Raw genomic sequence first — 22,530 nt, 5'->3', positions numbered from 1 at the left:
GAACTTGTAGCAATTCGTGTAGCTCTTCTTGTTGCTCAGTTCCTTGCTCTTGTTGTAGGTCTTCTTCTCTTGCCATTCCCTCTTCACTCCTAACAGAACGCTCTGTTAAAGCCCGTTGAATAGGACTAGGGCGTACCATCTAAAGATTGGTACGCCATTAACGCGAGCTTATCGATTAATTTCAAGAACTTCGTATTGAATAACGCCCGCTGGAACGTTTACATCTACTGTAGATCCTTTTGCTTTTCCAAGCAAGGCTTGACCAACAGGAGATTCATTCGAGATTTTATTGTTTAATGGATCGGATTCAGCAGAACCAACGATAGTGTAGTCTACTATGTCACCAAATTCAAGATCTTTTAGACGAACAGTCGAACCAACACTTACCACATTGGTATCAACATCCTCGTTTGTAATAATACGTGCGTTACGCAACATTTTTTCTAGCGTTAGAATGCGCCCTTCAATGAACGCCTGCTCATTTTTAGCTTCTTCATACTCAGAGTTTTCACTAATATCTCCAAAGCTAATTGCTTCTTTAATACGAGCAGCTACTTCTTTACGTTTTACAGTTTTCAAATCTTCTAATTCTTGCTCAAGTTTCGCAAGGCCTTCAGGTGTAAGGATGACTTCTTTTTCAGACATCTTCGTATTCCCCCGTTTATCAATTTTTAATCCCGCTATCAAAAAAGTACACAGGATTATATGTAGATCACCCACTTATTATACTAGGGGTAATCGTTTTCTTTTTGCAATACAGTGGGTCATAGGGAAAGCTGCCAGATCATGATCTGGCAGCTTCAAGTACATAATACGATGAATTATAGGATATGAGAAATACGTTGTCAATGTTTGATTTCCATTATAAGGCAGAGATTTTTACAGCCCCTTCTTTTTCCATCTCCACATCGTCAAATACTCCGCTTTCCACCCAATCAACGTACTCATGTAACAGGCGATGTAATTCTTCTTCTGTTTCAACAGAGTTTATCAGGTTTTTAGTCTGAGTTGCTCCTTTTAACCCTTTCAAGTACCATGCAGCGTGTTTGCGCATCTCCAGTATTCCAACTCTTGGTCCTTTTAATGCAACTAAACGTTGAGCATGTAACAAGCAGATATTTACCTTATCACGAGCAGTTGGTTCACCCAGTAGTTCACCTGTAGTTAAATATTGAATCGTACGATATAACATCCAAGGATTTCCTAGAGCCGCACGGCCAATCATGACCCCATCGCAGCCTGTCATATCCAACATTCTTTTTGCATCTTCTGGTGATGATACGTCACCATTTCCGATTACAGGAATGTTAACTACCTCTTTTACTCGGCGAATCCATTCCCAATCTGCCTGACCCTTGTACATCTGAACACGAGTACGAGCATGAACAGAAACAGCTTTACCACCAGCACGCTCTACCGCTTGCGCATTATCTAACACGTATAAATGTTCCTCGTCCCAACCTAACCGCATTTTAACTGTTACCGGTTTGTCCACAGCATCTACTACTGCTGACACCACTTCATAAATTTTTTCCGGGTCTAGTAACAAACGAGCCCCTGCATCGCAAGTAACAATCTTCGGCACAGGACATCCCATGTTAATATCGATAATATCAGCATTGGTGTTTTGGTCAACATATCGAGCTGCTCCCACCAACGTCTCCTTATCTCCGCCAAAAATTTGAAGACTCAACGGTTTTTCACGATCATCTACGTATAACATATCTAACGTTTTTTTGTTACCATGCATAATCGCCTTATCGCTAACCATCTCAGCACAAACTAGACCAGTACCAAATTCCTTAGCAATCAAACGAAAAGCAGGATTACACACCCCTGCCATTGGTGCTAGGACGACATTATTTTTTAATTCTATGTTTCCGATTTTCATATATAAAACCTCCTTAAGCGAAGGAACTCTGCTTTACTTTTCATTTCCTTTATTTATAGCACATAATTCCTCATATTCAACTTGTAAAGTGTTGGCTATCTTTCGTAACACCAGTTCGGTCGGTGATTTTGTCCCTCTCTCCAGAGTACCCACAAATGACAATGATACACCCATTTCACTGGCTAAATCCTGTTGTGTAAAGCCTTTTAATTTGCGGAACGCTCTGATTCGGCTCCCCAATCTAATGTCCCCCATACCTGTACCCCCTGCGTTTCTATACAATGATGGATTGCTTCTTCTATGGTCAAATCTGTTCCCGGTATAACTCCTTGCCACACCTCTTGAAGAGGAATGAGCACAAAAGCACGATGAACCATCTCTGGATGAGGAATGATCAAGTTCGGTAATTTCATTTGTTCTTCTCCAAAAAGCAATAGATCAATATCAATAATTCGTGGTCCCCACCGTTCATGGCGGACTCTCCCTAGTTTTTGCTCAATCGATAAGGCCGTCTCCAACAACTCTAGGGATGACAAGCTTGTCTTAATATGAATCACCATGTTTAAAAAGGCGGGCTGATCGGTATAACCCACTGGATCTGTCTCATATACAGAAGAAAGACGAGATACCTGAATCGAAGGATGTGCATGCAACTCAGCAATGGCATCTTTGAGCATAGCTTCTCGCTCTCCCTGATTAGATCCAAGGGCAATATATGCTTCTGTAAGATTGCTCATGCTAGTTACTTCCTTTCTTTCTGATCATCTCGATTGCAACTGATTGATAATGTCCAGCAATAGGAGGATCTGGTTTTGTTACTTTTGCTTTGACTTCATCTAAAGGAAACTCACTCAACAAACCATCACAAATCCGCGCTGTCAATTTTTCAACTAACTGATAACGCTCCCCTTCCACGATAGCCTTTACTCTTTCGTAGATATCGGCATAATTAACGGTATACTCTAGCTGATCCGTTTCAGCGGCCTTTTGTAAATCAAGCGATAGCTCCAAATCAACATAGAACCTTTGTCCAAGCTTGGCCTCCTCTTGAAAAACCCCATGATAACCATAAAAAGCCATACCATTAAAATAGATTTTATCCATCGTAACGTGCCCCTTTTTTCATAGCATCCATCATCATTGCTGTTCGTTTTATGGCTTTAACATCGTGCACACGCATGATATGACAGCCTTTTTCAATGCCTAGCGCTACCGTAGCAATTGTACCCTCTAAACGTTCTTCCACAGGTAGGTCGAGCACCTTACCGATCATGGATTTTCGTGAGGTTCCTAGTAAAACAGGGTAGCCAAGAGCCACCAAATCGTCCAATCGACGCATGGTCTCCAAATTTTGTTGTAATGTTTTAGCAAAACCAATACCTGGGTCCAGCACGATCTTCTCTTCTGAAACGCCTGCCGTTAACGCTAGCCGAATAGACTCTTCTATATCCCTTATATAATCAGGGAAGAAATCCTCGTACCCCATCTGCTCACGATTGTGCATCAAGATAATAGGCACGTTCCATTTGGCAGCTACAGCGGCCATCTCTGGGTCTTTTTTAGCTCCCCAGACATCATTAATGATATGAGCCCCTGCCCGTAACGCCTCATCAGCAACGCGAGCTTTATATGTGTCAACAGAGATAGGTACATCTATATCGCGGGAGAGGCGCTCGATAATGGGAATAACTCGTTCTAATTCTTGTTCCGCACTAACAAGCTGGAAACCTGGCCGTGTCGACTCTCCCCCTACATCGATGATATCCGCTCCATCCTTCACAAGCTTCTCAGCATGGCGCATAGCTTCATCCAGTTGATTGTAGCGTCCTCCATCCGAAAAAGAGTCAGGAGTGACGTTAAGAATTCCCATAATTAATGTTCTTTCGTGTAACGGAAGACTATATGTACCACATAACAATGATGTGAATGTAGTCAGAGAATGCTCTTGATCATGCTTCATCTTTTTCGAACTCCTTATTATAATGTGGAAAGCATAACATAATCAGTTGGACAATTCTACCAGTCGCCTGTAGGCCTCATGCAACTCCCGTGTCACCTTTCCATAAACGTACGGAATTTCCGTATTTTCTACAGTCGACACCGGAACAATCTCTTGAATGGAGTTAGTTACGAATATTTCATCTGCTAAAAGTAAATCCTCAAGTGGATAAAAACCTTCCTCCACGGTAAAACCACATTCATGGGATATAGTAATGACAGCATCACGGGTAATTCCTGCTAGCAGACCGGTATCAACGGAAGGCGTGATCACTGTTTTATCCTTCACCCAAAAAATATTACTTACGACCCCTTCACAGATATGGCCTTCCTTTGTCAGAAATAGACCTTCTATATCAGTTGTCTTCCCTACTTCTTGTTTGCCCAAGGAGCTGTTCAGGTAATTGTGAGATTTAAACCGCTGGTGTCCTTCCTGAGTCTGCCTCGGAAAGGAGATCACTTTCAGCCTTTTTGTAACAGGTGGCTGCTCGATGGGGTTTACTGACTTCACAAAAATATAAAGCGATGGTTGCTCATATACCCCACTATGCAAGCCAATCCCTTCAGCTCCCCCGGTAATACTAATCCGTACATAAGCATCCAATAATCTATTCTTCTCTAGAGTAGCCAGCACAGCACGGTGTATCTCGCTCCGATCCCACTTTTGGCGAATACGTAGAGCAGTCATTCCTTGTTCCAGACGCAACATATGCTCGTCCCAAAAAAATGGCTTTCCTTGATAAATCCGAATAGTCTCGAATAAACCAATACCATATAAAAAACCATGATCCATGGCTGAAACTACTGCTTGTTCAGCAGGTACGATCTGATCATTTACAAACACCCACATCTGCTTTATCTCCTAGGTACAACATGTTTATCTCACTTCTACAACACATAAAATCATAGTATCATAACTAAAACTTTCCTCGAAACTTTCTTGCTGTGATTTTGGTTTATTTTGCTTCATAAAAAGCCACCTGCAACAATTTTGCAAGTGGCTCTGAGGTCATGTTTCATTATTTGATAGGTTGAATCTCTTTGGCATAAGCCGTCAAAAAGTTCTTCAACATTTGTTTTCCATATTGGGTAATAATCGATTCAGGATGGAATTGAACACCTTCGATAGGAAGCTCTCTATGACGAATCGCCATGATCTCCCCTTCAGGTGTTCTTGCTGTAATCTCCAGTTCTTCTGGAATCGATTCTTCTTGGATCAGTAACGAATGATAACGAGCAGCTTGGAATGGGGAGGGTATACCTGCAAAAATGGTTTTACCATCATGCAATACCTCCGATGTTTTTCCGTGCATAAGTCTCTCTGCTCGAACAATTTTTCCACCAAACACCTGACCAATTGATTGATGTCCTAGGCATACGCCCAAAATAGGAACCTTACCAGCAAAATAACGGATAACATCCATGCTAATTCCAGCTTCATTCGGTGTGCAAGGTCCTGGAGAAATCATCAAGTAGTCTGGTTTCATGTTCTCGATTTCCTTCAGCGTGATTTTATCGTTACGAAATACTCGTAACTCCTCACCCAGCTCTCCGACATATTGCACTAAATTGTACGTAAAGGAATCATAGTTATCAATCATAATGATCATACTCGGCTCTCCTCTCGGCTCTTCAGCCTCTCATTCTCGAATTCTTCACTCAGCTCAACTGCTTTCCACAAGGCCTCTGCCTTTTTCAACGACTCGTAGTATTCCGCTTCTGGCTTAGAATCAATAACGATACCTGCACCAGCCTGAATATGGCCTACTTGATCTTTAACCACCATCGTGCGGATAGCGATGTTCATTTCCACGTCTCCATTAAAGCCAAACCAACCAACTGATCCCGTATAAACTCCTCGTCTTACCTTTTCCAGTTCTTCAATGATTTCCATGGTGCGTACTTTAGGAGCTCCCGTAATGGTTCCACCTGGAAATGCTGCTTCTACCGCATCGTAGGCATCTTTATCTTCTGCTAGTTTACCTGTGACGTGGGAGACGATGTGCATGACATGGGAGTATTTCTCCACTACCATGAATTCACTAACCTCCACGCTACCATACTGACAGACACGCCCCATGTCATTGCGTTCCAAATCAACCAGCATCACATGTTCTGCTCGTTCCTTCTCATTTGCTAAAAGCTCATTTGCTAACGCTTCATCCTCTGCTGCATCTTTACCACGTGGACGTGTACCAGCAATAGGGCGTGTGCTTACTTGTCCATCTTGAACTTTAATAAGAAGCTCAGGCGAACCCGATACGATCTGGAATTCTGGAAACGGTAGGTACCCCATATATGGGGATGGATTCAATTTGCGTAACGTCGCATACACCTGCTCCGCTGTTACATTAAGCGGGGCACTCTGACGCACAGACAAGTTCACCTGAAACACGTCTCCTGCCGAGATATACTGTTGAATGCGACGAACCGCTTCTTCAAATTCCTGTTGTTCAAAGGACACGGCAATAGGTGTAGTCTGTTTCAGAGGATTTTTTCGCAACTCTTCCCAATCTAGCTGGGCATGCGGTATGCGCTTCTGTTCTAGATGTAGATCATCCATCTGTAGAGCATCAACCCGTTCCTTCAAGGTACGTTCCCACATAAACAGATGCTGACAGGCCACATCATATTCCTCCTGACTAGCGGCTGAGGAAACATGCGTCAGCAACACACACTCACGAGTCATTTGGTCAAAAGCAATCATGTCTTCGTATATCATAACATACAGATCTGGTAGCTGTAAGTCATCATTTGGAAGCTTCTGTAAGGTTGGTTCAAAATATTGATTCATCTCATAGCTTAGATAACCGACTGCTCCCCCAGCAAAGTCCGGTAACTGTTCCAGACGAGGTGCTGAATAATCACTCATTATCTGACGCAAAAAGGCAAGCGGATTATGCGTTTTCGCCTTTTCCACATGAGTAACGGTATGATCTCGCATATATTCAAGCAAAATTTGTCCGCGCTTACTACTGAGGCGTAAAAAGGGATTGAAAGCCAAGTAGCTGTATCTTCCTGTCCGTCCACTTTCCAATAAAGCTACATCTGGACAAATAGGTCGTAGCGCTAATAAGCAGTCCATAGGGTCTAGTTTGTCTTCCCATTCGATTTTATAAGCAACAGGAATACGTTTGTATCCTTTACCGATTTGTATTAGTTCATTATATGAAGGAAATATCACATTTTTCACACTCCCACCGATCTCTAACGCTTATCCTTTGTAATATAACATAGGAAATATGCTTGCACTTCTCGTTTTTATAAGTTATTTTTTCCACACAAAAAGAAGTGGCTCCAGCATCGAGCTGAGCCACTTCCATTCGATTATTTACCTGTAAAAGGCCAAGTTAATCCTAATCTTCAAAATGGTAAAGTGGCGTAGACAAATAACGCTCTCCATTACTTGGAATAATAACAATCACGTTTTTACCTTTACCTAAACGACTTGCTACATCCAGAGCCGCCGCAATTGCTGCACCAGAAGAAATCCCACCTAAGATCCCTTCTTCTTTAGCAACACGACGCGCTGTTTCAAAAGCCGCTTCATTTTCAATAAGAAGAATCTCATCATAGATAGACGTATCTAAGATTTCGGGCACGAATCCAGCACCAATTCCTTGAATCTTGTGAGGTCCTGGCTTCCCACCAGACAAGACAGGGGAGGATTGAGGTTCTACCGCATAAATTTGTACCTCTGGGTATTCCTCTTTTAACACTTGGCCCACACCTGTAATGGTGCCACCTGTACCAATACCAGCAACAAAGGCATCAATGCCGCCGATCTCTTTTCCTTGCTCAAGCAACTCTTTTGCTGTAGTTTCGCGATGTATCTGAGGATTAGCTACATTATTAAATTGTTGTGGGATGAAATAGTCTGGATTCTCGCGAGCAAGTTCTTCTGCTTTACGAATCGCTCCACCCATTCCTTCCGATCCTGGGGTCAAGATTAGTTCCGCTCCATATGCACGTAGCAAATTACGTCTTTCTATACTCATTGTATCTGGCATGACCAGAATAGCACGATATCCCTTTGCCGCAGCAACCATTGCTAATCCGATCCCTGTATTCCCGCTGGTTGGTTCAATAATGGTATCGCCAAGCTTCAATTTACCTTCAGCTTCGGCTGTTTCTATCATAGAAAGTGCAATACGATCTTTTACACTACTTCCCGGGTTAAAGAACTCCAACTTCAAATAGATATCAGCCATGTCTTCCGTTACGACACGATTGAGTTTGACTAATGGCGTATTTCCAATCAGTTCTGTAATAGATTGTGCAACCCGCATGTTTTTGTCCCCCTCAAATAATTACCGAGTAATTTGCTAGGTTTTGTAGGTATTATAACAAATCATATTCATTAGCGTCAACGATATGTTAGGTCTTTCACTTCAACATTTGTGGTTTTGCGTAGACGATTTAAAATTTCATCAAATGATTCTGCTTTAGCAATAGCCATATCCTCAAACACTTTTTCCTTTGACTGCTCAAAGGTTGGAATCATCTCTTCCTTGCGTTCAGTTATACGCAATAGAACGTAGCCATCTTCAACCGGAATAGGAGCGGATACTTCATTTATCTTCATATCTTGAATAGCGAATTGCTCATTTTCTGTTAACGAATCATCCTTTAATATGATTATTCCCATGTCCCCGCCATTTGTAGCCGTTTGAGCATCTACAGAGCGTTCTTTAGCTAACGAGATAAAATCACCGCCCTTAGATAATTCCTGAAATAAGCTTTGGGCTTCTGCTTCTGTTTTCACTAACAATCGATAGAGATGTACCGTCGTTGGTTGAATATAATCCGTTTGATGTTGCTGAAAATATGCACGTAGCTCTTCATCACTGATTTTCACATTCTGCGTAGCCAGCTTTTTCAACAGTAACTGATATCGGACTTCCTGTTCCATTTGAACTGGGGTTTGTCCTAGTCGATCCTGCACCTCACTCGGCATATCACCCTCATGTGGGAAGTGACCTTTTATCCTTTGAATCTCTTCCTGTACTCGCTGATCAGAAACAGTGATATGTAGACGATTTGCCTCTTGGAACACTAGTTGATGATCGATCATACGATCCAACATTTGCTTTCCATAGCGCTCTTTTAATTGTGTGATTAGTGCTTGCTCTGTAACGGTTTCGTCCCCCACCTTGGCGACTGCTGCTAGACCTGCCCCTTTGTACCAAGCACCTGATACGACAGCTAGCAACAAGATGAGCGCACCAATCAAGCTCCACAAAAACCGAACATTACGCATCCATTTCTCTCCATTCATTAAATTCTATATAAATAGGGCAAGAAAAAAACGGTAGATGACGTGTCGTTAGCAATCGCACATATCTCATGCTCCAGTCTCCACCGTTTTGTCTCTTATTCTTTATTTATCCAAATCATTAATGATTTCCTGCAAATCGTTCTGATCAAACTGGTAAAGTTCATTACAGAAATGGCAGTGGACCTCTGCCCCGCCTTCTTCCTTTTGCATGCTCCTTAATTCAGCTTTACCTAAGCTCGCTAATGTACTGCTCACTTTTTCAGCCGAACATCCGCAATTAAAGGTAAGATCGAGCTTGCTATGAATAGTAGGGTTATCCAAGACCCTAGCAATCAATTCCTCTGGTGTAATTCCTTCTGCAATTAATCGTGATACCTGCGGCAATTGACTAATTTTCTCTTCAATTTTCGCAATATCTTCTTCAGGCGTACCTGGGAGTAATTGCAGAATAAATCCACCTGAGCCAAAAATGGAATGATCCTCAGGATTGACCAATACGCCTACAGCAACAGCTGAAGGAGTTTGTTCTGATACTACAAAATAATAACTAAAATCTTCACCAATTTCACCAGATACAATCGGTACACTACCTTGGTACGGTTCACGAAGACCTAAGTCTTTCGTTACATGTAAAAATCCATCTGTACCTACCGCACGGCGAACATCAAGTTTACCAAGTTCATTTAACTCGAAATGAACTTGCGGATTTGTTACATACGCACGTACTTCACCATGAGCATTAGCCTCCGCTAAAATACTACCAATCGGACCTCCGCCATTAATCTTGACTGAAATGCGTTCTTCCCCTTTAAGCATGGCTCCCATCATAGCAGTTACTGTAAGCGTGCGCCCTAAAGCTGCGCTAGCAGTATTCAACATCTCATGACGGTTTCTAATGTCCTCTACAATTCCCGTTGTGCGCGCAGCAAATGCCCGAACGTTACCATTAAAACCTGTTGCTCTTACCAAATAGTCGCTCATACGCGTCCTCCTTGTATGTCTTTCTTTTTCTTTCTGTTTCATTTTTGCCTAGTGTGCTCAGTGCCCATTCCCTTTGTCTTACGGAATCTCTAGTCATTAAATTAACCATTCATACACAACAAAACTCCCGCGTATGAGGCAGGAGTCCTCCAGTCAGTCCTATTTAGAATGTACCCATGATTCGGCCCAAGTTTGCACAGCATCCATAACGGTTTTTAAACCTCTGCCTTTGTCTGTTAACTCGTATTCAATACGTACAGGGGTTTCTGGATAAACATTCCGTGTCAAAACGCCAGCTAGTTCTAACTCCTTAAATCTTTCCGCCAACATCCGATCACTCATACCAGGTATGACTTCAGATATATCTTTAAAGCGCTTAGGCCCGGTCATCAACACACAAATAATTAATCCCGTCCAGCGTTTCCCCAACAATTCAAAAGCGGTCTCCAGCTTTGGACACAATTGGTGATCACTCATCTTTATCACTCCCTTATAGTTATTTTACCATAGCTACTTGACAAAAATAAGTTTTCAGAAGTGGAGGTTCATTTTAAAGTGTAGTTTCCCCGCTTTCCACTAAAAAAATGGGGCACTACTTACATGAATAGTATAAGGCCTTCCTTTCAACAGACAAACCGTTAAAGGTGACAAAGTAAAATAATTTGAATTTTCTTTTAATTTAAGATATAAGCAAATTATATAAGCTTAAGACAAATAGACAATAAAAAGGAGCATGATCATGCTTCTTAGCATGTAGCTCCTTTGACCTCCAATTATGGGGACAATGAATGACTTATCTTCTTTTTACATACTTTAGGAGAGGTATTCCATCAAGTTGCGCGAGCACTTCTGTTTACGCAATCGTTCAATCGTGGTCGCTTCAATTTGACGTATACGCTCGCGAGTAAGACCAAACATCTTTCCTACTTCCTCCAATGTATAAACCTGATCATCGTACAGCCCGAAACGCATCGCTATGATTTCTTGCGAACGTGGACTTAATACAGATAAAGCATCAAAGACCTGGTCCCTTAGATCGACTCGTTCAATCCAGTCCTCTAAAGAGTTCTCTTTGTCATCAACAATTTCGGCGTAGCTTAGCAATTCTTCGTCATCTTCCATGTGGAGTACGACTGGTTGCTCATCGATTGATTCCATTTTTATGCGGAGAGCATACTCGATGGTATCCATTTTCTCTAAAGGAATTTTTAAATAGCTTGCAATCTCATGGCGTTCTGGATTGCGATTTAGCAAATGGGCTAATTGCATCACTTTTTTTTGATAGAGACGAATTTGCTCATGCATGTGTACCGGTATACGAATGAGACGACCTTTGTCACTGATAGCACGTGTGATGGCTTGTGAAATCCACCAATGCGAATAATGATATAAACGGACGCCTCTAGTAATATCAAATTTTTCTATTGCAGTAAATAACCCAATTGTTCCTTCCTGAATGAGATCAAGGAACGGCATTCCCTTTTTTAAATGACGAAGTGCAGTGTTTACGACATAACGAAGATAAGCACGTACTAAAACCTCGCGAGCTTCTAAATCACCATCACGCTGATACCGAATCAAATATTGCATTTCTTCATCTTTATCCAACATAGATGTTGCTGCTACGCCCTCCAAAAACAATAACGCGGAAGTATCTGACCGTAAAGATTTAGGAACAACAATCGACAATTCGTTCTCGACTTCACGCCAACGCCGTGCACAATCTTGGAAAGAGGTGTGACTCATGGTCATGTGCAACCCTCACTTCATCGGAAATAGAAATATTCAGTTATCTCCTGTTGACACATTAATACATATTCTATAACCCTTATGTTAACAGAATATCAGGCAAAAGGTGAACATAATTTTTAAAAGAACTAGAACTTTTTACATATAGTTATTATTCCCTTAATTATGCTATACCATTGCTTGATACATATTACGTACTAATTCTAATATTACTGTACGTAACAGATAACAGTCACAATACTATTTACCGAAAATGTTTTTAGCGAATCATTAGCACGGGCGCAAAGTACCAGTGCATTTTTACCTACGAACTGATCCTCTTCTTATCAGTATACACCAGTTTTACCTTGTATTAGCCCTGTAGTTAAAAACATTTTGAAATAACCCGCTACTAGTATTGACTCTATATACACCTAAAAAGTTGCATTTCTTCTTATATGTAAAATATGGATAAAAAATAAGTGTAAAAATAGTGGAAAATAATTTTTGTAAAGGAACAAAAAAGTGTAAGAAAGTTATAGTTGCCTCGTCTATATCCTTATCCAGCATTTTTGAGAGGCTAGTTAAGTTTTTTGGGGATGAGGATTGGCTTTTGAGCCTTTTCTGGGTTTATTTAAATATAGATTTATTCTTTACGAGGGTAAATCTGTAAAAAGAGGTGTCACTTGAACCTCTCACGGCTGAAGCCATGAGATTCCTAAGTACGGAAACCTAACGGTTTCTAATTGATTAGGCGATCCCCACAGTTCCTGTGGTTAATGCGATTATGCAGTCAATAGTCTTTTGCCTTCGGCAAGAATGTTCAAACTTGCGTTTACGTCTCTGTCCCATTCGCTGTGGCAACTTGGGCACGTCCATTTACGCAAATTCAGGTTTTTAACCTCTTTGTTTTGGTATCCACAGCACGAACAAATCTGAGAGGAAGCAAATGTTTTTCCTACTGCAACGACAGTGCGACCATACCAGGATGCTTTGTATTCAAGCATGGTTCTGAACTGATACCAAGACACTTCGCTAATGGCTTTGGCTAACTTGTGATTCTTCATCAATGTTTGATACCTGCAAATCTTCAATCGCAATGATGTCGTGGTTTTTGACAATATGCGTTGAAATCTTTTGCAAATAGTCTGTTCGTGCATTTGCAATCCGTTCATGGATTCGAGAAACCTTAATCCGTTGCTTATTCCAATTTGAGGAACCTTTCACACGTCTGGAAAGGATGCGTTGTTCACGAATTAGTTTTTGTTCCATATTCCGCAGGAATTTTGGATTTTTAAATACTTCTCCATTGGATAGAATTGCGAAATCTTTAAGTCCAACGTCAATCCCGACTTCTTTGTTCGTTTTCGGCAATTGTTGTACATCTGTTTCCACTAGATTAACTAGCTATCAATCTATCCTACATTTTTTGTTAATCTTTAATCCCTTGATGTTTAAACCACCTTACACTCACCATTTTAATTCTTCCACACTGATGACAGGGAACTCATGCGGTGGTTGAAAAGGAAGAATGGAAGGTTCAGAAGCATAAACGACAACAATTCTTGATGGTCCGACCATTTTCTTTGGAGCTAGAGTATTCGGCTTACCTGCTTGATCAAAAACGGTTACTAGTAATTTTCCACCGGTTACTTCTCTCTCCCGTGATGCTACTATGCTTTTAACAAACAGCTTTTTATCGCGATATTGCAACTCTAGTTTATGATTTCTATGCCACTGTTCAAAGTCAATATAGAGTGTATACATAGCCAAAGATTGTGAAGTAACAGAAGATTTCCCTGGTTGTAACTCTACTGGTCTTACAACATAATCTCCATTCTCTTTCATACTTTCTCCAAACCGAATAAAGGCTTCTGTTTCAATTAAATCAATAATTCCTTCTGTTTTTAGTTCCTTATGAACAGCAAAGGAAGCATTATGATTACCTAATTCAAGCAATGACTTCATCTCTTGCTTTTTTTGCATGATGATATCTGTATCGACTACAACTAGACCAAAAAACAGAAAGAGGAGTAGCGTTGACATCATTAGTAATTTAATTCCCGTATGCTTCCCCCCTATAGATCATAATCCATTACGTTAATTGTTCCTTGTCGTTGTGAATAAATGCTATGCTGATAAAAAGGAAATAGCTTTGATAGAACAGGAGCAGGCAATTCCATTTGTAAAGTAAATTCATCAGCATGACTCCATAAAACCCGATCCTGAGCATGACTTCTCTTAATTAAAAACCTAATATCTGTATCTTTCAACTTATAGGGTTTGTGATTTACTTCTTCCTTTATAAACCGCTTTACAGCCTGAGTAACATCCGTGTCACTTCTACCTCCACGGTTGCTTACAAATTTTGTTGTGGCAAAGCTTAAATCAAGTAATTCATTTTTTAGCTGCATTACAGTATGCACCTGTACAACACCAATTTGAACAAATGCTAAGAGAATGACCGATAATATGGTAGTTATTAGTTGCCCCATTTATCTCACCCCAAAATGAGTGACAATCTCTATAAGACGTGAAAAAAATCTAATGCTAGTTCCCAATACATTGTCCGTTCCCGTAAATAATACGTTTACCGTCATCGGTAATGTGATAACTAGTAAGATCAAAATAGAAATAAGTTTACTCATCATTACCACCTAACATCAAAATATTCGGAGGGTTGTCTACTATAAAAAGCAAAAGAATAATCATCTCTTGTATACTTATTCAGCAATCTAGCTACGCGGGACGGCCTTATTTGCAAATGTAGTTCTATAAATTGCTGCTTCTCTTTTAATACACGCTGATTCATCTGTCTTGGAAAACTTCCTTGAAAATAATCACCGTCCACCGCTTCCCATCCAAGTTGATTCATCTTTTCACTGTAATATCTTTCTACATCTCTATCCAAATATCCAATATCCCGCATATCATCCATGACATCGCTAAAAATACTTCTAGCCAAGGCGTGTTCAATACTAAACAGCTCCAAGGAAGCTGTCATTGAAAATAAAAGGAAAATTGCCAACAGGCAAAAAAGAAATAATTTTAGTTTTATCACCTTATTTACCCACCCATTTAATAAAACGTAAGAACTGTAGCTTGCTTAATTCTTTGGTGATGTCCTTCTGATATTTTTTCAAAAGGATGCATGACCCAAATTGCAGTAGAAATCATACCTGCCGCTGAAACAATAAGTAAAGCCGAAATAAAGTGATTCATTTTAATTACGTGGTGCAGAAGAGTATGAGGTTCCATTTTGCATTTGAAACCTAATTACTTGATTACCAGTATCGTAATTCAGTGAAGAAACAGAATCGTCAATTCGTTTAGAAGCATTCGTGGCAGATGGACTTAATTCGTTACCATAAGACGATACTCCGATACCAAGTACCATTACACAAGCTAGAAAAATAAAAAACATCTTTTTGTTTCATCCCGTTATGTACTTTACGTACCTTGGTGTCAGATCAAAAGCCACTTTTTACATATTTTAGATACCGTTATGTACTTTACGTACCTTTACGTAACTTGAAGTTGGTTTGCAAAATGGTTTGCAATGTTTGCAAAAGAAAAAGTCGTTTCCTAAATTTAAGGAGACGACTTTCCTGATTATAAATTACATATCTACCTTCACTACATCCTCAACAGGTATCCACCAAAAATCCTCATCATTCCTTAACTTGATCTGTTTAAACGTTGAATCAAACTTCTCTACCCATCCCCACGCTGATTCAATTACTCCTCTACCCTCTTTTGTCTCTTTCCACCAGCTAATAGTCAAGGCGTAATCGTACTGACGTGAGTCAGATATCCTGTAGCAAAACTCGGCTAGCTCATCCTCTTCAATGATGGGTTTCTCGATCAGTTTCTTATCCTCGTGATGCTGACGTATCATCTCGGCGTGTTCTGGCAAGATGAATTTTGTTACAAGCGGATCAAGAATTTTGCTAGCCATAAAAACATCTCCTTATATACGAATGTGCGTTCCCATTTTATTAGATAAAGAGGAGATTATGCAATGGTTAGAAATGGTATTCAAAGATCGACCAGCAAAAATAGATGCAATAAACTATTATTTCAATATTTGACATAATTTTCAATTATAAGTATTCTATTCTTAATATAAGAAAAGGAGAAATAATATGAAAAGAATCCTGATTTCTGCTCTTACTGTGTTTCTATCTTTGAGTTTATGTTTTAGCGCTTACGCTGAAACAACTCACCCTGAAAAAGAATTGAAAGAAAGTGAACGAGAAACCCTTATTTCAGACATTGGCTTAGATGAAGAAGAACTGGAAGATATGCCTCCTCACATCTTGCAAGCATTGATTGATCAAGGGGCTAAAAAAATTGGTTCGAAAACGGTTATTCATAAATTTGATGAAGGTCAATCTGAGATGAATAAATCATTGGCCAAAAAGAAGGATGAAGAAGATGATTTTAGCGAAATAGAGTTAAAGGCAAAAGCTTTTGAAGTCAAAAGTGATAGAAGTGGTTATCGAAAATACTATTTATACGGTTATTTCGAGTGGTCAGAACCCCCGATGTGGACGTTAACTGATAAAATGTCAATCGGATACCCTGTAACATCCAAATTCTTTTTGCCTATGACTTCAAAAGGTAAACCAGATGATCATGAAAATCGCTACTGTACTAAACCAGCTTTTAAAAAGAAATGGGAATGCGAAGATTCTTCAAAAGCATCTGATTGGGACCCAGGTATTGGTGTGGCAGCAGAATATGACCTACAAATGGGAAATAGACAACTACACTCTGGATACATTTCTCAATATGTTTACGCTGATAAAAATGAAAGAGGAACGATTAATATTAAATTCCAATATGGGCATAAAATTATAGGTGGTTCCGTATCCGTTTCTTATAGACCCGTGGGGCTTTCCCTTCAACCTGCAACAACTACTCAAGTAGCGGATTTTGGTATAGAGTTTAAGTATCCAGAGCTTTAATTTTTCTGACCTTATTACGAGCTTTTCCGCTAATGTTAGACACTATAAACTATTGATCTAAGGAGAGAGGCTTCTATGATATTACGCGCTTTTCTATACTGGCTACTCACGATGGCAATAATGTTTTTAGTGTTTATAGTTATCGGAAGTATCAAAGGTACTTTTATTGAGCTTATGGTTATATTACTTGCAATCGCGCAAGCGTTCACTATAGCTTTACTAGTAACTCTTTTACGAAAAAATAGATGAGAATCTACATAAATAACCCACGTAGGAACGCAAGCCTTCGGATCGACAGAGCTGATATATGTAAAGTGATTAATAAGCTGTTTAAATAAAATTATCCCTCTAGGGCTTCCTAGAGGGATTTTGCGTATATAAATAATTAAAGGCTCCATCTCGCCTACAAAGTAGCCCACGTAGGAACACAATCCTTTGGATAATCAGGATTGTACTTGGTCCTTCTTAAAATGTAGCAGGAGGACTTTTTGTAAATTTGGTTGCAAAAATACACGAAAATAGGTGAAATGGTTGCGAAGATGATTGTCAAGTCTCTACGAAAATTATGTTTAAACATTTATGGAATAATGTGGTATCTTATTATTAAATGGAGGTGTATAAAATGCAAAATACACTAGATAAGTTAAAAATTGATAATGAATTTCCGATAATTTTTATTGGTTCTGGTATATCAAAACGTTTTTTATTAAATTACCCAGACTGGACAAGTTTACTAGAGAGTTTTTGGTTAGAAATGGGACTTCAGAATTTTTATGGGGAATTAAATAATTTAAGGGATAGCATTGAAAAAGAAAATCCATCTTATAATGTAAAAGAAATTGATTTTTATACAAATATCAAAATGGGTACTCTTATTGAAGAGAAATATAATAAAGCTTTTAATGAAGGTAAAATATCTATAGCAGATTTCACACCTAAAGATGCTTATAAAACTAAAATTCAACCATTAAAAAAAGCAATCGCTTCAAAATTTAGTGAATATCAATTAAAAGATACTATGCTAGAAGAATATAGATTTTTTCAAAAAATGCTATTAAAAGCACAAATCATTTTGACAACAAATTATGATAGTTTTGTAGAGCAGTCTTATAACGAGATTAGTCAATACAAAATAGATAAATATATTGGTCAAAAGGGTTTTTTTAAACAAACCTTAGGTTATGCTGAATTATATAAGTTGCATGGCTCAGTAGATTGCCCTAGTGATATAATTATTTCTGAAAATGATTATAATAATTTCGAAAAAAATTCAGTTTTGATTAGTGCAAAAATCATTTCAATGATGATTCATTCTCCAATCATTTTTATAGGCTATTCCCTTACTGATTTAAACATTAGAAAGATAATAAAGGACTTCACCCGTTCGTTAACTGAAGAAGAAATCATATTACTTGAAGATCGACTTATTTTAATCGAATGGTTAAAAGATGAGAAAAACATAATAGAAGAAGCAATTAACGATAAAGATTTAGGATGTAAAATAAAATTAATTAAAACCGATAATTTCGAAAAAATCTTTAAAACAATAGGAGCCATTGATCAAGGCGTAGCTCCATCTGGTATAAGAAAATATCAACATATTTTAAAAAAACTTATAGTTGATAGAGGAAGAGAAGGAGAACTAAACACCGTTTTAACTTCTACTAGTGATTTGGATTCTTTAGAAGATACTTTAAAAGACAAAAAAATCGCTGTAGCATTAGGTGACTCTACATATATCTATCAAAGTCCTGATATAATCAGTTATTCATTAGATTATATTTCTGAATCAGATATGATGAGTCTTGACATAAAAATGAAATTTGCAGCAACTCAAAATCCTAGATCGAGAATACCAATTTGTAAGTTATTAGATAGTAAATTAATGGAAAAAAGCAATCTTCATCCTTCGGATAAGGAGAAATTGAAACAAAAAATTGGTATAGTAGATAATTTTGATATTCAATTCAACAAGATAAATAAATCAAATGTTATTAATCGGAACGCTAAAACTGTAAAAAAAATAATACAATCAGATAAAAAAAAGGAAAAAATATATGCGACTCTTTCCTACAATATTAAACAATTAGATCTGGAGGAGATTAAAGACTTTATAATTTCTGAACTTAAAGAATTAAAAAGTGATGGAGCTAATACAATTTTAACCGAGCTTCGTCGGCTTATGCTATTATACGATATTTTAAAAAACACAAAGGGAGCAACGCCTAACCACTAGGTGTGATTGCCATATGCTCCCCTGCTGTTACCTTATATATTATGACCATATTATAATAATGTTCTTCTTTCTAGTCAATCAAATAATAGCCATTTTTTGTATAAAAGTCCATCCAAAAAATGGCTATTATTGTTTTTATAAATATTCACCTATTCTCTGCTTTCTGTCCACTCGCCAATCGCAACTCATCAGCCAATCGCCCGATCCTCACAGCCTTATCCTTCATCCCCATCTGATTGTAAAAAGCCCATTGCCCTTGTAAATGGCTGATAATTTCGTTTGCTACTTCTGGTTTCACTGTTGTTTCCTCCTTGTCATATGTAGCTAGTCCGTACTTTTCGATCAATCCAATAAGTTTACCCGGATAACCAGGATCAGTGGCGTAGCCACCTTTGTGGATTGCGTAGCAAGCCGTCTTATAATCAGCGCCTAACACGCCATGATAGCGTGTAGGCTTGTCTCTCGTACCGTTTAGAATTAGCTTGGAGTGATCTGCAATAGACTCTCCCCAGTTATTATAGGCTCGGAAATTAGCTGTTACGGTCGTCCATTGACCGTTGTAATTCTCCTTTGTAGGCATGGCGCAAACACCTGCTGGACCTGTTCCTTTGATACCAAACAGGTTATTCCCTTGCTTGGTTAATCCACTTTCGCCCCAAGCTGATTCAAGGATTGCCTGAGCAATTGTAAGGGATGCAGGTATCCTCGTTTTCTTCATGTCTGCTACAGCACCAGGTGCAATCTTATCTATAAAATCCTGTGGTTTCATTGCTTGTTCCCTCCGTTGTCCGGTTTTACATAGCTATAAGCTCCCGCAGCCGTTAATCCGACAACCACCGTTGTTAGTAGATTGTTTTTTAATTCCCCAGTTGGCAGAAATACAAAAAGGGCCGAAAACACCATAGCGACCACTGGAGCGTATTTATTCGGAAACCCAAAGCCTTTAGCCACACCAGTAAGCGCCGCAACAATTGCCGCTAATGTAGCAATATCATAGGTCATATCCATCATTTCCCCTCCTTATGCTTTTGGGAACGTTCTGATTTTGCCTTCAGTTCCGAACCTATAAGTCTCATAACAGATACAGGTACTATCCGCCCCCATCCCGCGCGCACCGTATTTGCTGTTACGCTTACCCATGTGTGGTAGGACAAGCCAAATATGACTCCATAAAAAAGGAATCCAGGAGTCTGTAAGGCAGCGTCAAAAAAATTAGCAATGACGGGTAACAAGAAAACGAATAGAGTACGTGGTATCCCTTTCCTGATTCCATAATCAGATGAATAGGTTTTCTCTCTTTTCGATGCACAAACACCTGTAAGCCAATCTGCTCCAATTATTAGACAGAAGAAAAACAATACTTCCCGACGTTCTGCACCGTATAGAATGTCTACCCACGGGAGGACCACGGCTCCTATAAGAGCAGCAATACCGTTTCCTGGTTTGAATAAGGTTTGAATCTCCATTGTTAGCCGCATGTATCATGCCTCCTCACCCCTTGGGGCAAAAATAAAAGAGAGCCGCATAAATGACTCCCCATGAAAAAACGCCTCTCCGATTGGAAAAGGCGTTATTGTGCTAATTCTGGCACTCCGAGCACTTCGAGTTGACGTTTTACATCAGACTTAATTCGAGTTGGTACTTGGGAAAATTCTTTATCTCCTTCAATAATTAGAGTTGCATAGATTACCACAATTGCCATAGAATCACCTCCCTTCAAAAGAGAAAGTAACCAAAATAAAAACGCCTCAATGAGTTTACTTCCCATCGGCGCTTTGGAGTTCTTGTGTTTGTTCGTATAGATCGGTTATGGCAATCATGTTGGTCTTGGTTTTCTCTTCGGTAGTAACTCCTTGTTCAAATGCTTCAGTTACAGCACGCATCGTAGTCAGATTTTCTTTCTTCAACTTTTCAGTCTGATCTTCTAGCATCAGAACTCGTTCTTCTACCGTTTTCGGTTGATACGTAAGGAGACTAACAGAAATCTTTTCTTCCACTCCATCAGTTGAGGCAAGGAGATGAAACGTAACTTTTTCCTCTAAAGTTACAGGCTGAATGGTCAGAACGTTCTCATTAAAACTCACATGATCTGGCGCATTGGCTAGTCTCCATTTAAGGGCGTTAGCAGCAATCTCTTTCCCGTATTGGTCATAAAGGATAGCCGAATACGTTATCGTTTGTACTGTTTCACTTTGCTCTATAAACCATGGGCCGACTAAATCTAATCTAGCAGGCTTGCTTTTCGGTTCTATTAATTTTTGACCGATTAGATCGCACTGAACTGGATCGGTCTCCATCTCCCTCTCTACTCTTTCAGCATGAATCTCAACGGTGTCTTTAACAGCAATCCATGCTAATTCTATGATTTCTTTTTGTGATTTGTTTTTTGCTTGTTCCGAACTAATCATATGTTCTGTTATAAACTCTTTTCCGCTACTAGTAATTGTTCGAAAGGAAACTACATAATCGCTTCCATCCATACGATAATCATGAATATATACTTGCATCCGTTAGTACCTCCTTAGCTTTCCTTCCAGACACCGTTTTCTTTAATCAAGATTCTATCAATACTTTTCCATACCCCGTTGATGTTCACCCAACCTTCTGTACATTCTTTCCATGAGCCGCCTATGTTTACTTTCATATTTGGAAACGCAGGACCTATTTTCACATACCAATAGTTTCCTTGCGGGCCATTTTCGGGGTACGACCCATCTTCTTCAACTACATCCCCAATATATGAACCTTTTTCATAATAAGATATGTAGGATGTCGTCCGGTCTTGATGGATAATTTTTTCTGTATACCAATATTGGAAAAAAAGAGTTGTATTAGTATTGATCACATATACTTGACCATACTGTCCTGGTTTTAAGGTTATAAAATCTCCGGTTCCTCTGAATTGTCCGGTCGAAGGGTCAAACGCAAAACTTTTGTATCCCGCCAAATCACCGACGGATTCGTATCTATATCCAAATTGAAGAGGATCATATTTGTAGACAGGGGAAGCGTAGTATTTTTTGTATAAAAATTTCGCCATACCTAAACCTCCTATACCTTGTACTTAATCCAAATATCACCGTTGTCCCCACCTGTGGGATCGTTCGTGGAGAGAATAATGTTACGCACCTGTTTTGTTGTATAGCTGGTGTTGTTTTGGGCTGTAAGAGGACCTGTCATTGTTCCACCAGTTCGCGGTACTGAGGCATTTTTGGCATTTGTTTCAGCCTTATCTGCTTTAGCTTGTGCTCCTGCAGGTGTTTCAGCTCCGATTTGCGCTGCCGTTACTTTGTGTGGGTTGGAAAAGTTTTTTAAGTGTGTTTCAAAATTACTGCTAGTTTCTGCAACTTTTTCGTCCACATATTGCTTAGGGGAGGCTTGCAAAGCTTGTGTAGGATTGCCGGACAAAATCAGCGGACCTGTCATAGTCCCTCCAGCTAGCGGGAGA

Annotated in this window: 29 protein-coding genes and 1 pseudogene (1 of these 30 running past the window's edge); 2 read left to right on the top strand and 28 right to left on the bottom strand. The window is 39.4% G+C overall.

What is annotated here, in order from left to right; all coding sequences use genetic code 11:
• The 22 genes from lysS to EEL30_06710 all read right to left on the bottom strand — a co-directional run.
• Positions 1-76 carry the beginning of a lysine--tRNA ligase gene (lysS, locus tag EEL30_06815; protein QDX92107.1) on the bottom strand. Its footprint begins 1,457 nt before the window's first position, so the window shows 76 of its 1,533 coding nt (coding positions 1-76); the start codon lies at positions 74-76; its stop codon lies beyond the left edge, outside the window.
• Between the two features lie 92 nt (positions 77-168).
• Positions 169-645, bottom strand: a complete 477-nt coding sequence (gene greA, locus EEL30_06810) for a transcription elongation factor GreA (protein ID QDX92106.1) — start codon at positions 643-645, stop codon at positions 169-171.
• 217 nt (positions 646-862) lie between these two features.
• Complete coding sequence (gene dusB / locus EEL30_06805; GenBank protein QDX92105.1) at positions 863-1,891, bottom strand: tRNA dihydrouridine synthase DusB; 1,029 nt, start codon at positions 1,889-1,891, stop codon at positions 863-865.
• Between the two features lie 33 nt (positions 1,892-1,924).
• Positions 1,925-2,146, bottom strand: a complete 222-nt coding sequence (locus tag EEL30_06800; GenBank protein ID QDX92104.1) for an XRE family transcriptional regulator — start codon at positions 2,144-2,146, stop codon at positions 1,925-1,927.
• The gene (gene folK / locus EEL30_06795; GenBank protein ID QDX92103.1) at positions 2,098-2,628 is read right to left on the bottom strand and encodes a 2-amino-4-hydroxy-6-hydroxymethyldihydropteridine diphosphokinase; all 531 of its coding nucleotides are present in this window, start codon (positions 2,626-2,628) and stop codon (positions 2,098-2,100) included. Before folK ends, EEL30_06800 begins: the two co-directional genes overlap by 49 nt.
• A 1-nt stretch (position 2,629) precedes the next feature.
• On the bottom strand, positions 2,630-2,995 hold the full coding sequence (gene folB / locus EEL30_06790) for a dihydroneopterin aldolase (GenBank protein QDX92102.1): 366 nt from the start codon (positions 2,993-2,995) through the stop codon (positions 2,630-2,632).
• On the bottom strand, positions 2,988-3,851 hold the full coding sequence (folP, locus tag EEL30_06785) for a dihydropteroate synthase (GenBank protein ID QDX92101.1): 864 nt from the start codon (positions 3,849-3,851) through the stop codon (positions 2,988-2,990). Before folP ends, folB begins: the two co-directional genes overlap by 8 nt.
• Positions 3,852-3,893: 42 nt before the next feature.
• On the bottom strand, positions 3,894-4,739 hold the full coding sequence (pabC, locus tag EEL30_06780) for a 4-amino-4-deoxychorismate lyase (GenBank protein QDX92100.1): 846 nt from the start codon (positions 4,737-4,739) through the stop codon (positions 3,894-3,896).
• Positions 4,740-4,908: 169 nt separating this feature from the next.
• Positions 4,909-5,499, bottom strand: coding sequence for an aminodeoxychorismate/anthranilate synthase component II (pabA, locus tag EEL30_06775; GenBank protein ID QDX92099.1), 591 nt, complete (start codon positions 5,497-5,499; stop codon positions 4,909-4,911).
• Positions 5,496-6,974 carry an aminodeoxychorismate synthase component I gene (gene pabB, locus EEL30_06770; protein ID QDX95692.1) on the bottom strand — a complete coding sequence of 493 codons (1,479 nt, stop codon included), beginning with the start codon at positions 6,972-6,974 and terminating at the stop codon, positions 5,496-5,498. The genes pabA and pabB overlap by 4 nt, the downstream gene beginning before the upstream one ends.
• Before the next feature lie 271 nt (positions 6,975-7,245).
• On the bottom strand, positions 7,246-8,178 hold the full coding sequence (cysK, locus tag EEL30_06765) for a cysteine synthase A (GenBank protein QDX92098.1): 933 nt from the start codon (positions 8,176-8,178) through the stop codon (positions 7,246-7,248).
• Positions 8,179-8,255: 77 nt separating this feature from the next.
• Positions 8,256-9,149, bottom strand: coding sequence for a peptidylprolyl isomerase (locus EEL30_06760; protein ID QDX92097.1), 894 nt, complete (start codon positions 9,147-9,149; stop codon positions 8,256-8,258).
• A 120-nt stretch (positions 9,150-9,269) separates the two neighbouring features.
• Positions 9,270-10,148 carry an Hsp33 family molecular chaperone HslO gene (gene hslO / locus EEL30_06755; GenBank protein QDX92096.1) on the bottom strand — a complete coding sequence of 293 codons (879 nt, stop codon included), beginning with the start codon at positions 10,146-10,148 and terminating at the stop codon, positions 9,270-9,272.
• 159 nt (positions 10,149-10,307) lie between these two features.
• Complete coding sequence (locus EEL30_06750) at positions 10,308-10,625, bottom strand: transcriptional regulator (GenBank protein QDX92095.1); 318 nt, start codon at positions 10,623-10,625, stop codon at positions 10,308-10,310.
• Between the two features lie 336 nt (positions 10,626-10,961).
• The gene (locus tag EEL30_06745) at positions 10,962-11,900 is read right to left on the bottom strand and encodes an RNA polymerase sigma factor RpoD/SigA (protein QDX92094.1); all 939 of its coding nucleotides are present in this window, start codon (positions 11,898-11,900) and stop codon (positions 10,962-10,964) included.
• A gap of 761 nt (positions 11,901-12,661) precedes the next feature.
• Positions 12,662-12,946, bottom strand: a complete 285-nt coding sequence (locus EEL30_06740) for a transposase (protein ID QDX92093.1) — start codon at positions 12,944-12,946, stop codon at positions 12,662-12,664.
• Complete coding sequence (locus EEL30_06735) at positions 12,912-13,271, bottom strand: hypothetical protein (GenBank protein QDX92092.1); 360 nt, start codon at positions 13,269-13,271, stop codon at positions 12,912-12,914. Before EEL30_06735 ends, EEL30_06740 begins: the two co-directional genes overlap by 35 nt.
• A 75-nt stretch (positions 13,272-13,346) precedes the next feature.
• Positions 13,347-13,922 carry a hypothetical protein gene (locus tag EEL30_06730; protein ID QDX92091.1) on the bottom strand — a complete coding sequence of 192 codons (576 nt, stop codon included), beginning with the start codon at positions 13,920-13,922 and terminating at the stop codon, positions 13,347-13,349.
• A gap of 32 nt (positions 13,923-13,954) precedes the next feature.
• The gene (locus EEL30_06725; protein QDX92090.1) at positions 13,955-14,371 is read right to left on the bottom strand and encodes a hypothetical protein; all 417 of its coding nucleotides are present in this window, start codon (positions 14,369-14,371) and stop codon (positions 13,955-13,957) included.
• A gap of 155 nt (positions 14,372-14,526) precedes the next feature.
• Entirely contained in the window at positions 14,527-14,937 is a 411-nt protein-coding gene (locus EEL30_06720) for a hypothetical protein (GenBank protein ID QDX92089.1), read from the bottom strand.
• 162 nt (positions 14,938-15,099) lie between these two features.
• A complete protein-coding gene (locus tag EEL30_06715) occupies positions 15,100-15,300 on the bottom strand; it encodes a hypothetical protein (protein QDX92088.1) in 201 nt (66 codons plus the stop codon).
• 195 nt (positions 15,301-15,495) lie between these two features.
• The gene (locus EEL30_06710) at positions 15,496-15,834 is read right to left on the bottom strand and encodes a YolD-like family protein (protein ID QDX92087.1); all 339 of its coding nucleotides are present in this window, start codon (positions 15,832-15,834) and stop codon (positions 15,496-15,498) included.
• A gap of 187 nt (positions 15,835-16,021) precedes the next feature.
• On the opposite strand from EEL30_06710, the gene EEL30_06705 reads away from it, so the two are divergent.
• Both EEL30_06705 and EEL30_06700 read left to right on the top strand, forming a co-directional pair.
• Positions 16,022-16,846, top strand: coding sequence for a hypothetical protein (locus tag EEL30_06705; GenBank protein ID QDX92086.1), 825 nt, complete (start codon positions 16,022-16,024; stop codon positions 16,844-16,846).
• Positions 16,847-17,468: 622 nt separating this feature from the next.
• Positions 17,469-19,082: a hypothetical protein gene (locus tag EEL30_06700; protein ID QDX92085.1), complete on the top strand. Its 1,614-nt coding sequence runs from the start codon at positions 17,469-17,471 to the stop codon at positions 19,080-19,082.
• Between the two features lie 145 nt (positions 19,083-19,227).
• On the opposite strand, the gene EEL30_06695 is transcribed toward EEL30_06700, so the two are convergent.
• From EEL30_06695 to EEL30_06670, 6 genes and pseudogenes are all read right to left on the bottom strand, one after another.
• Positions 19,228-19,851 carry a mannosyl-glycoprotein endo-beta-N-acetylglucosamidase gene (locus EEL30_06695; GenBank protein QDX92084.1) on the bottom strand — a complete coding sequence of 208 codons (624 nt, stop codon included), beginning with the start codon at positions 19,849-19,851 and terminating at the stop codon, positions 19,228-19,230.
• A complete protein-coding gene (locus tag EEL30_06690) occupies positions 19,848-20,093 on the bottom strand; it encodes a hypothetical protein (protein ID QDX92083.1) in 246 nt (81 codons plus the stop codon). Before EEL30_06690 ends, EEL30_06695 begins: the two co-directional genes overlap by 4 nt.
• Positions 20,090-20,560 carry a holin gene (locus EEL30_06685; GenBank protein QDX92082.1) on the bottom strand — a complete coding sequence of 157 codons (471 nt, stop codon included), beginning with the start codon at positions 20,558-20,560 and terminating at the stop codon, positions 20,090-20,092. Before EEL30_06685 ends, EEL30_06690 begins: the two co-directional genes overlap by 4 nt.
• Positions 20,561-20,839: 279 nt before the next feature.
• On the bottom strand, positions 20,840-21,589 hold the full coding sequence (locus EEL30_06680; GenBank protein QDX92081.1) for a hypothetical protein: 750 nt from the start codon (positions 21,587-21,589) through the stop codon (positions 20,840-20,842).
• A 14-nt stretch (positions 21,590-21,603) separates the two neighbouring features.
• On the bottom strand, positions 21,604-22,122 hold the full coding sequence (locus EEL30_06675) for a hypothetical protein (GenBank protein QDX92080.1): 519 nt from the start codon (positions 22,120-22,122) through the stop codon (positions 21,604-21,606).
• A gap of 125 nt (positions 22,123-22,247) precedes the next feature.
• A pseudogene (locus tag EEL30_06670) lies at positions 22,248-22,346 on the bottom strand (phage tail protein).
• Positions 22,347-22,530: the final 184 nt, after the last annotated feature.

The sequence above is a fragment of the Brevibacillus laterosporus genome (assembly GCA_007833815.1).
In the GTDB taxonomy this organism is placed as follows: domain Bacteria; phylum Bacillota; class Bacilli; order Brevibacillales; family Brevibacillaceae; genus Brevibacillus_B; species Brevibacillus_B laterosporus_D.
This window is presented reverse-complemented; position numbering and strand designations above follow the sequence as displayed.